Annotated in this window: 12 protein-coding genes; all 12 read left to right on the plus strand. The window is 62.2% G+C overall.

All coding sequences use genetic code 11. The annotated features are described in order from the left end of the window. The first annotated feature begins 92 nt into the window (after window positions 1-92). The 12 genes from E3Z29_RS08000 to E3Z29_RS08060 all read left to right on the plus strand — a co-directional run bounded on the left by E3Z29_RS08000 (window position 93) and on the right by E3Z29_RS08060 (window position 14,322). Window positions 93-1,715 carry a methyl-accepting chemotaxis protein gene (locus tag E3Z29_RS08000; RefSeq protein ID WP_134785519.1) on the plus strand — a complete coding sequence of 541 codons (1,623 nt, stop codon included), beginning with the start codon at window positions 93-95 and terminating at the stop codon, window positions 1,713-1,715. Continuing rightward, the gene (locus E3Z29_RS08005; RefSeq protein ID WP_134785520.1) at window positions 1,715-2,233 is read left to right on the plus strand and encodes a chemotaxis protein CheW; all 519 of its coding nucleotides are present in this window, start codon (window positions 1,715-1,717) and stop codon (window positions 2,231-2,233) included. The genes E3Z29_RS08000 and E3Z29_RS08005 overlap by 1 nt, the downstream gene beginning before the upstream one ends. Further along, window positions 2,230-3,507, plus strand: coding sequence for a protein-glutamate O-methyltransferase CheR (locus E3Z29_RS08010; RefSeq protein ID WP_134785521.1), 1,278 nt, complete (start codon window positions 2,230-2,232; stop codon window positions 3,505-3,507). Before E3Z29_RS08005 ends, E3Z29_RS08010 begins: the two co-directional genes overlap by 4 nt. Continuing rightward, the gene (locus tag E3Z29_RS08015) at window positions 3,504-4,199 is read left to right on the plus strand and encodes a chemotaxis protein CheW (RefSeq protein WP_134785522.1); all 696 of its coding nucleotides are present in this window, start codon (window positions 3,504-3,506) and stop codon (window positions 4,197-4,199) included. Before E3Z29_RS08010 ends, E3Z29_RS08015 begins: the two co-directional genes overlap by 4 nt. After that, a complete protein-coding gene (locus tag E3Z29_RS08020; protein WP_134785523.1) occupies window positions 4,196-6,490 on the plus strand; it encodes a hybrid sensor histidine kinase/response regulator in 2,295 nt (764 codons plus the stop codon). Before E3Z29_RS08015 ends, E3Z29_RS08020 begins: the two co-directional genes overlap by 4 nt. Beyond that, window positions 6,487-7,497: a chemotaxis response regulator protein-glutamate methylesterase gene (locus E3Z29_RS08025; protein WP_134785524.1), complete on the plus strand. Its 1,011-nt coding sequence runs from the start codon at window positions 6,487-6,489 to the stop codon at window positions 7,495-7,497. The genes E3Z29_RS08020 and E3Z29_RS08025 overlap by 4 nt, the downstream gene beginning before the upstream one ends. A gap of 48 nt (window positions 7,498-7,545) precedes the next feature. After that, window positions 7,546-8,547, plus strand: coding sequence for a diguanylate cyclase domain-containing protein (locus E3Z29_RS08030; RefSeq protein ID WP_025112221.1), 1,002 nt, complete (start codon window positions 7,546-7,548; stop codon window positions 8,545-8,547). Between the two features lie 226 nt (window positions 8,548-8,773). After that, a protein-coding gene (gene prfB, locus E3Z29_RS08035; RefSeq protein WP_098967418.1) for a peptide chain release factor 2 occupies window positions 8,774-9,869 on the plus strand; the annotation gives its coding sequence in 2 pieces (ribosomal slippage) (window positions 8,774-8,845 and window positions 8,847-9,869; 1,095 coding nt in all). A 112-nt stretch (window positions 9,870-9,981) separates the two neighbouring features. Then, entirely contained in the window at window positions 9,982-11,484 is a 1,503-nt protein-coding gene (gene lysS, locus E3Z29_RS08040) for a lysine--tRNA ligase (RefSeq protein WP_003222049.1), read from the plus strand. A gap of 105 nt (window positions 11,485-11,589) precedes the next feature. Then, on the plus strand, window positions 11,590-12,303 hold the full coding sequence (locus tag E3Z29_RS08045; protein ID WP_134787554.1) for a TetR/AcrR family transcriptional regulator: 714 nt from the start codon (window positions 11,590-11,592) through the stop codon (window positions 12,301-12,303). Between the two features lie 159 nt (window positions 12,304-12,462). Further along, complete coding sequence (locus E3Z29_RS08055) at window positions 12,463-13,020, plus strand: hypothetical protein (protein WP_103368437.1); 558 nt, start codon at window positions 12,463-12,465, stop codon at window positions 13,018-13,020. A 24-nt stretch (window positions 13,021-13,044) separates the two neighbouring features. Next, the gene (locus E3Z29_RS08060; protein WP_134785525.1) at window positions 13,045-14,322 is read left to right on the plus strand and encodes a flavohemoglobin expression-modulating QEGLA motif protein; all 1,278 of its coding nucleotides are present in this window, start codon (window positions 13,045-13,047) and stop codon (window positions 14,320-14,322) included. Window positions 14,323-14,425 lie beyond the last annotated feature (103 nt).

Raw genomic sequence — 14,425 nt, forward strand, 5'->3', positions numbered from 1 at the left:
CGGGCCGGCCCGAGGGTTAAAAAGCGTCTTATAAATGAAACACCGCCCTCGGCTATACTCCCCGCATTTCGACTTAGGCACGAGGAATCACTGTGAAGAACTGGACGTTGCGCCAACGCATTTTGGCGAGCTTTGCGGTGATTATCGCCATCATGTTGCTGATGGTCGTTGTCTCGTATTCACGCTTGCTGAAGATCGAAGCCAGTGAAAGCAGCGTGCGTGATGACGCCGTTCCCGGCGTCTATTACAGCTCGATGATCCGCGGCGCGTGGGTCGACAGTTATCTGCAGACCCAGGAACTGCTCGGCCTCAAGGAAGGGCAGGGCATCAGCAGCGAAGACGCGGCGGACTACAAGGCGTTCGAGACGCGCCTGCAGGAGCAGATGGCCAACTACCGCAACACCGTCACCACCGACGAGGACCGGGTCGAGTTCGCTGCGTTCGAGAAGGATCACGACAACTACATGCAGATCCAGGATCAGGTGCTCGACTTGCACAAGCGCAATCTGGAAGCCGACGCGGTCAAGCTGTTCACCGAGAAGCTGACCCCGGCCTGGTACACCGGCCGCATGAAACTCAACGACATCATCGGCGAAAACAAACGGGTCGCTGATCAGGCCATGGCCAACATCGACGAAGCCGTGGCGGCGGCCAAGGTCAGCATGTTCGTCTCGCTGCTGGTGGCCGTGCTCGCAGCCGGGGCCTGCGGTCTGCTGCTGATGCGCGCGATCATGGCGCCGATGAACCGCATCGTGAAAATCCTCGAAATCATGCGTACCGGCGACCTGAGCAGCCGGCTGAATCTGGATCGCAAGGACGAGTTCGGCGCGGTGGAAACCGGCTTCAACGACATGATGACCGAGCTGACTTCGCTGGTGTCCCAGGCCCAACGCTCCTCGGTGCAGGTGACCACTTCGGTGACCGAAATTGCCGCCACCTCCAAGCAGCAACAGGCCACCGCCACCGAAACCGCGGCCACCACCACCGAAATCGGCGCGACCTCACGTGAAATCGCCGCCACCTCACGGGATCTGGTGCGCACCATGACCGAAGTGTCCACCGCCGCCGATCAGGCCTCGGTACTCGCCGGTTCCGGCCAGCAAGGCCTGGCGCGCATGGAAGACACCATGCACTCGGTGATGGGCGCGGCCGATCTGGTCAACGCCAAACTGGCGATCCTCAACGAGAAGGCCGGCAACATCAATCAGGTGGTGGTGACCATCGTCAAGGTCGCCGATCAGACCAACCTGCTGTCGCTCAACGCTGCCATCGAGGCAGAGAAGGCCGGCGAGTACGGGCGTGGTTTTGCCGTGGTCGCCACCGAAGTACGGCGTCTGGCGGATCAGACCGCCGTCGCCACTTACGACATCGAACAGATGGTCCGCGAGATCCAGTCGGCGGTGTCTGCCGGCGTGATGGGCATGGACAAGTTCTCCGAAGAAGTGCGCCGGGGCATGGCCGAAGTGCAGCAGGTCGGCGAGCAACTGTCGCAGATCATCCATCAGGTGCAGGCGCTGGCGCCACGGGTGTTGATGGTCAACGAAGGCATGCAGGCCCAGGCCACCGGTGCCGAACAGATCAACCATGCGCTGGTGCAGTTGGGCGACGCCAGCAGCCAGACCGTCGAGTCGCTGCGTCAGGCCAGTTTCGCCATCGACGAACTGAGCCAGGTGGCCGTCGGGCTGCGCAGCGGCGTTTCGCGATTCAAAGTCTGATGAGCGAAGTCACCGCCAAACGCAGCGCTGCGCCGGTGGCGAAGCAGGCGTTGTTCCTGCTGTTTCGCATCGGCAGCGAGCGTTACGCCTTGCGCGCCACGGAGGTGGCGGAAGTGTTGCCGCGCCTGCCGTTGAAGCCGATTGCCCAAGCGCCGAACTGGGTCGCCGGGGTATTCGCCTACCGCGGTGCGGTGGTACCGGCCATCGACCTCAGCGCGCTGACTTTCGGCCATCCCGCCGAGGCGCGCACCAGTACGCGGCTGGTGCTGGTGCATTACCGTCCGGATGAACAGCAGCCGTCGCGCTGGCTCGGGCTGATCCTTGAACAGGCGACCGACACCCTGCGCTGCAACCCCGAGGATTTTCAGTCGTATGGCCTGGACAATCGTCAGGCGCCGTACCTCGGCCCGGTGCGCGAAGATGCCCAGGGGCTGGTGCAGTGGGTGCGGGTCAACGACTTGCTGGATGACGCGGTGCGCAGCCTGCTGTTTCCGGCGCCGCTTGGGGCGCAGTCATGAGCAGCGACCAGCGTTTTTTCGATTTCCTCAAGGAACGCATCGGCCTGGATGTCACCTCGGTGGGGCCGGCGATCATCGAGCGCGCGGTGCGCCAACGCACCACGCTCTCGCAAGCGGCGCACAGCGATGAATACTGGCAACTGCTGCAAGGTTCGCGGGACGAACAGCAGGCGTTGATCGAAGCGGTGATCGTCCCCGAAACCTGGTTTTTCCGTTATCCGGAATCCTTCGCCACCCTCGGCAAGCTGGCGCGCAAGCGTCTGGACGAATTGAACAACATGCGCGCGCTGCGCATCCTCAGCCTGCCGTGCTCGACCGGCGAGGAACCCTATTCGATTGCCATGGCCTTGCTCGATGCCGGGCTCAAGCCGCATCAGTTCAAGGTCGACGGCATGGACGTCAGCCCGCTGTCGGTGGACAAGGCGCGACGGGCGTTGTACGGCAAGAACTCGTTTCGGGGGCAGGATCTGGATTTTCGCGAGCGTCATTTCACCGCCGAGCCGGAGGGGCACCGGGTCAGCGAAGCGGTGCGTGAGCAGGTGCGCCTGCAGGCCGGCAATGTGCTGGATCCGACGCTGCTGGCGGGTGAGCCGCCGTTCGATTTTGTGTTCTGCCGCAACCTGCTGATCTATTTCGACCAGCCGACCCAGAAGCAAGTTTTCGAAGTGCTCAAGCGTCTGACGCACGTTGATGGCGTGTTGTTCATCGGCCCGGCCGAAGGCAGTCTGCTCGGGCGCCTGGGCATGCGCTCGATCGGCATCCCGCAGTCGTTTGCCTTCAGTCGACACGCTGAACCCATGCCCGAACCTGTGGCATTGCCGACCCCGACTCCTTTGCCGGTGCGCCAACCGCTGCGCAGTCCGCCGCCAGTATCGCCGCCGGTGCGCCCACGTCCCTTTGCCAGCGTTGCACCGTTGCCTGTCAACAGCAAAAGCGCCAACCCGGACGCGGCGACCTTGCTCGCCAACATCGCCGCGCTGGCCAACGAAGGCAAAAGCGCCGAGGCCCGCGCGGCATGCGAGCAGTATCTGCGCAGTCACGAACCGGTGGCGCAGGTGTTTTACTGGCTCGGTCTGCTCAGCGATGTTGCCGGTGCCGCGCTCGAAGCCCAGAGTCATTACCGCAAGGCTTTGTACCTTGAACCGCAACACCCCGAAGCGTTGATGCATCTGGCCGCGTTGCTGCAGGCCCAGGGTGACAGCGCCGGTGCCAGACGATTGCAGGAACGCGCCGCCCGCAGCGTCCGCACCGCCGACAGTGAGCGTAAACGATGATCCCGTCCGACACCTTGAACGTCACCCACGAAGACGCCCGGGCCATCGATGATTGCTGGAACCGTATCGGTATTCATGGCGACAAGTCGTGCCCGTTGCTGGCCGAGCATATTCATTGCCGTAACTGCGCGGTGTATTCCGCCGCCGCCACGCGCCTGCTTGACCGCTATGCGTTGCAGCAGGACGAGCGCGACCCGGTTGCCATCGCGGTTGAAACCGACGTCAAAACCCGTTCGTTGCTGATGTTTCGCCTCGGCGAAGAATGGCTGGGACTGGCCACCCGCAGCCTGGTGGAGGTAGCGCCGCTGCAGGCGATTCACTCGTTGCCGCACCAGCGTTCGCGGGCCTTGCTCGGCGTGGCGAACGTGCGCGGCGCGCTGGTCGCGTGCCTGTCGCTGGTCGAGTTGCTCGACCTTGATGGCAACGCCGCACCAGCCACCGGCGCGCGGATCATGCCGCGCATGCTGATCATCGCCGCCCACGGCGGACCGGTGGTGGTGCCGGTGGACGAGGTCGACGGCATCCACGCCATCGATGAAAAAATTCTCGACGCCGCGTCGCGTGCCGGCGCTGAGCACAACAGCACGGCCAGCGCCAAATACACCCGTGGTGTCCTGCAATTCCGGGGGCGCAGCCTGCGCTGGCTGGATGAAGACCAGCTGCTGTCCGCCGTGACCCGGAGCCTCACATGACCCCCGAGCAAATGCGCGACGCCTCGCTGCTGGAGCTGTTCAGCCTGGAAGCCGAAGCCCAGACCCAGGTGCTCAGCAGCGGGCTGCTGGCGCTGGAGCGCAACCCGACTCAAGCCGACTATCTGGAATCGTGCATGCGTGCGGCGCACTCGCTCAAGGGCGCGGCGCGTATCGTCGGCATCGACAGCGGTGTCAGCGTCGCCCATGTGATGGAAGATTGCCTGGTCAGTGCGCAGGAAGGGCGGCTGTTGCTGCGTCCCGAGCACATCGATGCGTTGTTGCAGGGCACCGATCTGTTGATTTGCATCGCCACGCCGGCCAATGCTCCGCAAGCGCCGGACATCGAAGCGTATGTGGCGTTGATGGGACTCCTGCTCGACCCTTCGGCAGCGCCCACAGTGGCGCCACCGCCGATGGCCGAGTTGCAGATGCAGGCGCCGCCGCCTGCGCCTGCACCGATTGAAACCCCGGCGCCAGTGATCGAGACACCGCTGGAAACCTCCGACCCGGCACCGCGCAAGAACAAGCGCACCACCGAGGGCGGCGAGCGCGTGCTGCGGGTCACCGCCGAACGCCTGAACAGCCTGCTCGACCTGTCGAGTAAATCGCTGGTCGAAACCCAGCGCCTCAAGCCGCATCTGGCGACCATGCAGCGTCTCAAACGCATGCAGAATAATGGCCTGCGGGCACTGGAAAGCCTCAACGTGCATCTCAAGGAACATGCGCTGAGCCTTGAGGCCCAGGAAGCCCTTGAAGATGCGCGGCGCTTGCTGGCCGAGTCTCAGCAATTACTCGCGGAAAAGAACGCCGAGCTCGACGAGTTCGCCTGGCAAGCCAGCCAGCGCGCCCAGGTGCTCTACGACACTGCGCTGGCCTGCCGCATGCGCCCGTTCGCCGACGTGCTCACCGGTCAGGTGCGCATGGTTCGAGACCTGGGGCGCAGCCTCGGCAAACAGGTAAGGCTGGAGATCGAGGGCGAGAAGACTCAGGTTGATCGCGACGTGCTGGAAAAGCTCGAAGCGCCGCTGACTCATCTGCTGCGTAACGCCGTCGATCACGGCATCGAAACCCCGGAACAACGCTTGCTCAAGGGTAAGTCCGAAGAGGGCCTGATCCGCCTGCGTGCTTCGCATCAGGCTGGTTTGCTGGTGCTGGAATTGAGCGATGATGGCAATGGCGTCGATCTGGAAAAGGTCCGTCGCAGCATCGTTGAACGCCAATTGTCACCGGCAGAAACTGCCGCGCAGTTGAGCGAAGAAGAACTGCTGACCTTCCTGTTCTTGCCGGGTTTCAGCCTGCGCGACACTGTGACCGAAGTGTCCGGGCGTGGCGTCGGCCTCGACGCGGTGCAGCACATGGTGCGGCAACTGCGCGGCGCGGTGGTGCTGGAGCAGACGGCGGGCGAGGGCAGCCGCTTTCATCTGGAAGTGCCGCTGACCCTGTCGGTGGTGCGCAGTCTGGTGGTCGAAGTCGGCGAGGAGGCTTATGCGTTTCCGCTGGCGCATATCGAACGCATGTGCGATCTGGAGCCACAGGACATCGTGCAGATCGAGGGCCGTCAGCATTTCTGGCACGAAGGTCGGCATATCGGGCTGGTCGCGGCCAGCCAGTTGCTGAATCGTCCGGCCAGTCAGAGCAGCGGCGAAACCCTCAAGGTCGTGGTGATCCGCGAGCGTGACGCGATCTACGGGGTGGCGGTCGAGCGGTTTATCGGCGAGCGCACGCTGGTGGTGCTGCCGCTGGATGAGCGGCTGGGCAAGGTTCAGGATATTTCCGCCGGGGCGCTGCTCGACGACGGTTCGGTGGTGCTGATCGTCGATGTCGAAGACATGCTGCGCTCGGTGGACAAACTGCTCAACACCGGGCGTCTGGAGCGTATTGCTCGCCATGGCAATCAGGCCGCCGAAGTGGCGCGCAAACGGATTCTGGTGGTCGACGACTCGCTGACCGTGCGCGAGTTGCAACGCAAGTTGCTGCTCAATCGCGGCTACGACGTGGCGGTCGCGGTAGACGGCATGGACGGCTGGAACGCGCTGCGTTCGGAGGACTTCGATTTGCTGATCACCGACATCGACATGCCGCGCATGGATGGCATCGAACTGGTCACCCTGTTGCGCCGCGACAACCGCCTGCAATCGCTGCCGGTGATGGTGGTCTCGTACAAGGATCGTGAAGAGGACCGGCGTCGTGGACTGGACGCTGGCGCCGACTATTATTTAGCCAAGGCCAGTTTTCATGACGACGCCCTGCTTGATGCAGTGGTTGAGCTCATTGGAGGAGCGCGGGCATGAAAATCGCAATCGTCAACGACATGCCCCTGGCGGTGGAGGCTTTGCGCCGCGCGCTGGCCTTCGAGCCGGCGCATCAGGTGGTCTGGGTCGCCAACAACGGCGCCGAGGCGGTGCGGTTGTGCGCCGAAAACACCCCGGATCTGATCCTGATGGACCTGATCATGCCGGTCATGGATGGCGTAGAGGCCACGCGACGGATCATGGCCGAAACCCCGTGCGCGATCGTTATCGTCACGGTCGACCGTCAGCAAAACGTGCACCGGGTTTTTGAAGCCATGGGCCACGGCGCGCTGGATGTGGTCGATACCCCGGCCATTGGTGCGGGGAACGCGCAGGAAGCGGCGGCGCCGTTGCTGCGCAAGATCCTCAACATCGGCTGGCTGATCGGCGAGAAAACCCCGCGCTCGCGTCCGGTGCCGACGCCTCACCGCAGTTCGGGGTCGTGCAAGCGGCTGGTGGCGATCGGCTCGTCTGCCGGCGGACCGGCCGCGCTGGAAGTCCTGCTCAAGGGCCTGCCACGCCATTTCTCGGCCGCCATCGTGCTGGTGCAGCACGTGGATCAGGTGTTTGCCGCGGGCATGGCCGAATGGCTGGCCAGCGCCAGTGGCCTCGATGTACGCCTGGCCCGCGAGGGCGAGCCACCGCAGGCCGGCGCGGTGCTGCTGGCCGGCACCAACCACCATATTCGCTTATTGAAAAACGGCACGCTGGCCTACACCGCCGAGCCGGTCAACGAGATCTACCGGCCTTCGATCGACGTGTTTTTCGAAAGTGTCGCCAGCTATTGGAACGGCGATGCCGTCGGGGTTTTATTGACCGGGATGGGACGCGACGGGGCGCAAGGGCTTAAGCTCATGCGCCAGCAGGGTTATCTGACCATCGCGCAGGACCAGCAAAGCAGTGCGGTGTACGGCATGCCCAAGGCAGCAGCGGCGATCGATGCGGCCGTCGAAATCCGTCCACTGGAAAAGATAGCGCCACGATTGCTGGAGGTTTTCCCCAAATGAACAGGCTATTCCGCAATCCTGGCCCCCGCAGTACTCAGGTGACCGCCCATGAATGATTTACAGATCGACGACATTAAAACCGACGAAAACGCCGCCATGGTGTTGTTGGTGGACGATCAGGCGATGATCGGCGAAGCCGTGCGCCGTGGGCTGTCGAATGAAGAGAACATCGACTTCCACTTCTGCTCCGATCCGCACCAGGCCATCGCCCAGGCGGTACGGATCAAGCCGACGGTGATTCTGCAGGACCTGGTGATGCCCGGCCTCGACGGCCTGAGCCTGGTGCGCGAATACCGCAATCATCCGGCGACCAAGGACATCCCGATCATCGTGCTGTCGACCAAGGAAGACCCGCTGATCAAGAGCGCGGCGTTTTCCGCCGGGGCCAACGACTATCTGGTGAAACTGCCGGACACCATCGAACTGGTGGCGCGCATCCGCTATCACTCGCGCTCCTACATGACCCTGCTGCAGCGCGATGCGGCGTACCGTGCGTTGCGCGTCAGCCAGCAGCAGTTGCTCGACACCAACCTGGTGCTGCAACGGCTGATGAATTCCGATGGGCTGACCGGGCTGTCGAACCGCCGGCACTTCGACGAGTACCTGGAGCTGGAATGGCGCCGCTCGCTGCGCGACCAGAGCCAGTTGTCGTTGCTGATGATCGACGTCGATTACTTCAAGTCCTACAACGACAGCTTCGGCCACGTTGAAGGCGATGAGGCGCTGCGCAAGGTCGCCACGGCGATCCGCGACGCCAGCGCCCGACCGTCGGACCTGCCGGCCCGCTACGGCGGTGAAGAGTTCGCCCTGGTGCTGCCGAACACCTCGCCGGGCGGCGCACGACTGGTGGCAGAGAAACTGCGCCAGACCGTGGCGGCGCTGAAGATTCCGCACAACACCCCGGGCGACGGGGCGAGCCTGACCATCAGCATCGGTCTGGCGACCATGGTGCCGCAGGCGGGCAGCGATTGCCGGCTGCTGATTTCGGCGGCGGATCGCGGGTTGTACCTGGCGAAGAACAACGGGCGTAATCAGGTGGGTATCGAATAGGTTCGCAATCCCCCTGTGGGAGCGGGCTTGCTCGCGAATGCGGAGTATCAGTCGACATCGATGCTTAATGACACACCGCCTTCGCGAGCAAGCCCGCTCCCACAAGGGATCTGCGTCAGGCCATGTCAAGTGAATCGCCTCAACAGCCGCCAGACGGGCTGCCGTGACAGCCTGATTACGTTATACTCGCCGGCTTTCAAAAGTTCGCCAACGAGTGCTGCCCGTCATGGAAATCAACCCGATCCTGAACACCATCAAGGACCTGTCCGAGCGCTCCGAAACTATTCGGGGGTATCTTTGACTACGATCAAAAGCATGAGCGTCTGACCGAGGTCAATCGCGAGCTTGAAGATCCGAGTGTCTGGAACAAACCTGAATATGCCCAGGAACTGGGCCGCGAGCGCTCGGCGCTGGCGCAGATCGTCGACACCCTCGACGAGCTGAACGCCGGTCTGGCCGATTGCCGCGACCTGCTGGATATGGCCGTCGAAGAAAACGACGAAGGCGCAGTGGGCGATGTCGTCGCCGAGCTGGCCCGTCTCGAGGAAAACCTCGCCAAGCTTGAATTCCGCCGCATGTTCAGCCACGAGATGGACCCGAACAACGCCTACCTGGACATCCAGGCCGGCTCCGGCGGCACCGAGGCCCAGGACTGGGCCAACATCCTGCTGCGCATGTACCTGCGCTGGGCGGACAAACGCGGTTTCGACGCGACCATCATGGAATTGTCGGCCGGTGAAGTCGCCGGTATCAAAGGCGCGACCGTGCACATCAAGGGCGAATACGCCTTTGGCTGGCTGCGTACCGAGATCGGCGTGCATCGCTTGGTGCGCAAGAGCCCGTTCGACTCCGGCAACCGTCGCCACACCTCGTTCTCTGCGGTTTTCGTCTCGCCAGAGATCGACGACAAGGTCGAAATCGAAATCAACCCGGCAGACCTGCGGATCGACACCTATCGTTCCTCCGGTGCCGGTGGTCAGCACGTAAACACCACCGACTCGGCCGTACGTATTACTCACGTACCGACCAACACCGTGGTCAGCTGCCAGAACGAGCGTTCCCAGCACGCCAACAAGGACACCGCCATGAAAATGCTGCGGGCCAAGTTGTACGAGCAGGAAATGCAGAAGCGCAACGCCGCTTCCCAGGCGCTGGAAGACACCAAGTCGGACATCGGCTGGGGTCATCAGATCCGTTCGTACGTGCTCGACGCGTCGCGGATCAAGGACTTGCGCACCAACATTGAACGCAGCGACTGCGACAAGGTGCTCGACGGCGACATCGACGAATACCTGGAAGCCAGCCTGAAGTCGGGGCTGTAAAAGACGCACGCAGGGTCGCTGATGCAACGCGATCCCTGTAGGAGCCAGCCCTGCTGGCGATTCCCGGGCCGCCAGGTCCGGGGGCAACGAACCTGATGGAATATCTGAAGACATGAGCGACCAACAACTCGACCCGCAAGCCCTGCAACAGGAAGAAAACTCCCTGATCGCCCTGCGCAAGGAAAAGCTGGCTGCCGAGCGCGCCAAGGGCAACGCCTTCCCGAACGACTTCCGCCGCGAAAACTACTGCGAAGATCTGCAGAAGAAATACGCGGACAAGACCAAGGAAGAGCTGGCCGAGGCTGCAATCCCGGTCAAGGTTGCCGGTCGCATCATGCTCAACCGTGGCTCGTTCATGGTGATCCAGGACATGACCGGTCGCATCCAGGTCTACGTCAACCGTAAAACCCTGTCCGAAGACACCCTGGCCGCCGTCAAGACCTGGGACATGGGCGACATCATTGCCGCCGAAGGCACCCTGGCGCGTTCCGGCAAGGGCGACCTGTACGTCGAAATGACCAACGTGCGCCTGCTGACCAAGTCGCTGCGCCCGCTGCCGGACAAGCATCACGGCCTGACCGACACCGAACAGCGCTACCGTCAGCGTTACGTCGACCTGATCGTCAACGAAGACGTGCGCCAGACCTTCCGCGTGCGTTCGCAAGTGATCGCGCACATCCGCAGCTTCCTGATGAAGCGCGACTTCCTCGAAGTCGAGACGCCGATGCTGCAGACCATTCCAGGCGGCGCCGCAGCCAAGCCGTTCGAAACCCACCACAATGCGCTGGACATGGAAATGTTCCTGCGTATCGCGCCTGAGCTGTATCTGAAGCGTCTGGTGGTTGGCGGTTTCGAGAAAGTGTTCGAGATCAACCGCAACTTCCGTAACGAAGGCGTTTCGACGCGTCACAACCCTGAATTCACCATGCTGGAGTTCTACCAGGCTTACGCCGACTACGAAGACAACATGGACCTGACCGAAGAACTGTTCCGTGAACTGGCACAGCTGGTGCTGGGCAGCACCGACGTGCCGTACGGCGACAAGGTGTTCCACTTCGGCGAGCCGTTTGCCCGTCTGTCGGTGTTCGACTCGATCCTCAAGTACAACCCTGAGCTGACCGCCGATGACCTGAACGACATCGACAAGGCGCGCGCCATCGCCAAGAAGGCCGGCGCCAAGGTGCTGGGCTTCGAAGGTCTGGGCAAGCTGCAGGTGATGATTTTCGAAGAGCTGGTCGAGCACAAGCTGGAGCAGCCGCACTTCATCACTCAGTACCCGTTCGAAGTGTCGCCGCTGGCCCGTCGTAATGACGAGAACCCGAACGTCACCGACCGTTTCGAGCTGTTCATCGGCGGCCGTGAAATCGCCAACGCCTACTCCGAGTTGAACGACGCGGAAGACCAGGCCGAGCGCTTCATGGCGCAGGTGGCCGACAAGGACGCCGGCGACGACGAAGCCATGCACTACGACGCCGATTTCGTGCGCGCGCTGGAGTACGGCATGCCGCCAACGGCCGGTGAAGGTATCGGCATCGACCGTCTGGTGATGTTGCTGACCAACTCGCCATCGATCCGCGATGTGATCCTGTTCCCGCACATGCGACCGCAAGCGTAAACGTTTCAGTTAAAAAGCCGCCTAAAACAGGCGGCTTTTTATTGCCTGTCTGGTACAAATGTATCAATTGGTTAATTTTGCAATAGCAGAGGAAGTCCAGTCGTGATGGTTGCAATCGCTCAAGAAGGTGCAGCGGGTATCGCCACTGCGGTCGCTGAAAGTGTTCAGTACCAAGGCCGCAAGGCCAGCCGACAGGGCAGTGAGCAGCGTCGACAGGACATTCTCGACGCGGCGATGCGCATTGTCGTGCGTGACGGCGTGCGCGCCGTGCGCCACCGTGCGGTGGCGGCCGAGGCCGGTGTGCCACTGTCGGCCACTACTTATTACTTCAAGGATATCGATGACCTGCTCACCGATACCTTCGCCCAGTACGTTGAACGCAGCGCGGCCTACATGGCCAAGCTGTGGATCAACAACGAAGGCCTGCTGCGCGAGATGGTCGTCAGTGGCGACGGCAGCCCCGAGTCGCGCTCGAAACTGGCGGATGACATCGCGCGGCTGATGGCTGACTACGTGCACCGGCAACTGGTCAACCGCCGCGAGCACCTGATGGCCGAGCAGGCGTTCCGCCAGGAAGCGCTGCTCAACCCGCGGCTGGCGGATCTGGTGCGCTCCCATCAGCAAATTCTGCTGCAAGGCACCTGCCAGTTGTTCCAGGTGCTGGGCTCGCGTGAACCGCAGCAGGATGCCAAGGTGTTGACGGCGATTATCGGACGGATGGAATATCAGGGCCTGCTCAACGAAGCCGAGCCTTTGGCCGAACAGGACATGCTCGGGATTCTGACGCGGTACATGCATCTGGTCCTGGCCTCGGTCTGACAGCTGATGGAAATCCCCTGTGGGAGCGGGCTTGCTCGCGAAGGCGGTATCACATTCAACGCTTCAGTTGACTGACCCACCGCCTTCGCGAGCAAGCCCGCTCCCACAAGGGGACTGAGCCGGATCATCAGGGCGGGATATGTTCATAGGGAGTATTGAATGAAAGCCTGGCGTGGCGTGCTGATCGCCTTGTCGTTCCTGCTGCTCAGCGGCTGTCTGGTGACCTTCAAGGATCCGCTGCCTGCCAGTGACCCGGCGCCCAAGGGCCTGCTGGGCACGTGGTCGAGCACCAATGCCTGGGGCGAGCCGATGAACCTTGAGCTGACCCGCGTCGGCAACGATCGCTATCAGGCCATCACCTGGTTCAAGGCCCGGCCTCACGAGCGCGAGGCGTACCCGTTCACCGTGTCGCGCCATGGCAGTCGCTGGTACCTGTCGGCGAAAGTCCCGGCGCGTTACGGTGGCCAATACACCATCGCCGGTTTCGAACTCACCGACAAACACGAGCTGGTGGTGTACAACCTCGACCTCGAACAGATCAATCAGGCGATCAAGCAGCAAGCCCTCGACGGCAAGGCTTTCCAGACCGAGGACGATGGCGACGGCGTGCAAGTCGACAGTAGCCTCGACAAGGTCTTTGCTTACCTCGACGATCCGGCCAATTCCGATGTATTCGTCGAGGCCGCGCGCTATCAGCGCCAGGCCCGCGCCAAATAATTCAGTTTTCTACAGGAGTTTCGGGTGGACGATTACCAGCAGACGATACGCACGCTGTCCGATCGCATTGTGCTGGCGCAGACGCCGATCCGCGTGCTCGATGCGGTGAAGTGGGACGAGAACATCCGCAAGGGCTTTCTCAAGGCCAAGGGCAAGGAAATGCCGGCGGTGGATCGCGACTACTACCTCAATCGGCCGCTGTCCTTCGATTCGAGCAAGGTCAAACTGGAATTCCAGAACATCGAGCGCGACATCACCCGCCAGCTCGGCCAGTTCAACCCGGTCGGGCAGATCATGCGGCGCATGTGCAAGGAATACCGCATGGTGGTGCGCATGCTCGAAGCGCGCGGCACCGAGGATTTCGGCCTGATCTCCCAGGAACTCTACGGCGCCGCCTCCGATGCGTTCCACGCCGGCGACCCGACCCTGGCCGACCTCGGCCTGATGATGTCCGACTACCTGAACAACATTGATGGCCGTGGCGACCTGAAGGACGAACCGAAGATCCTCACCGCCAAGGATGCCGTGCACCTGCTGCAAACCCGGTTGAACAAGGTATTTGGCGAGGCCGAGGAAACCATCCGCGTGTTCGAGTCCGACGGCATCGTCGCCGACGCGGCGGCAGGCGCCGACTACATCAAGATCCGCACCGACGCGCTGTTCAACAACCGCGACGTGCGTGCACTGGAGGTCCACGAAGGTCTGGTGCACGTCGGCACCACGCTCAATGGCTTGAACCAGCCGATCTGCACCTTCCTGTCCAAAGGCCCACCGTCGTCGACGGTGACCCAGGAAGGCCTGGCGATCCTGATGGAAATCATCACCTTCGCCTCCTACCCAAGCCGTCTGCGCAAACTGACCAACCGCACCCGCGCGATTCACATGGTCGAGGAGGGCGCGGACTTTTTGCAGGTGTTCGAGTTCTTCCGCGAGCAGGGCTTTGAAATGGCCGAAAGCTACGGCAACGCCAGCCGGGTGTTCCGTGGTTCGACCCCGACCGGTCTGCCATTCACCAAAGACTTGTCCTATCTCAAGGGCTTTATCATGGTTTACAACTACATTCAGTTGGCCGTGCGTAAGGGCAAGCTTGAGCAAGTGCCGCTGCTGTTCTGCGGCAAGACCACCCTGGAAGACATGCGTACCCTGCGTCAGTTGGTCGATGAAGGTCTGGTGGTGCCGCCGAAATATTTGCCGGAACAGTTCCGTGACATGAACGCGCTGTCGGCGTGGATGTGCTTCTCCAACTTCCTTAATCACTTGAGCCTGGACCGGATCGAGGCGGATTACTCCAATATCCTCTGAACCACACACAAACCCCTTGTAGGAGTGAGCCTGCTCGCGATAGCAGTGTGTCAATCAACATAAATATCGACTGGCACACCGCTATCGCGAGCAGGCTCACTCC

Source organism: Pseudomonas sp. S150, from assembly GCF_004526365.1.
Lineage (GTDB): Bacteria > Pseudomonadota > Gammaproteobacteria > Pseudomonadales > Pseudomonadaceae > Aquipseudomonas > Aquipseudomonas putida_A.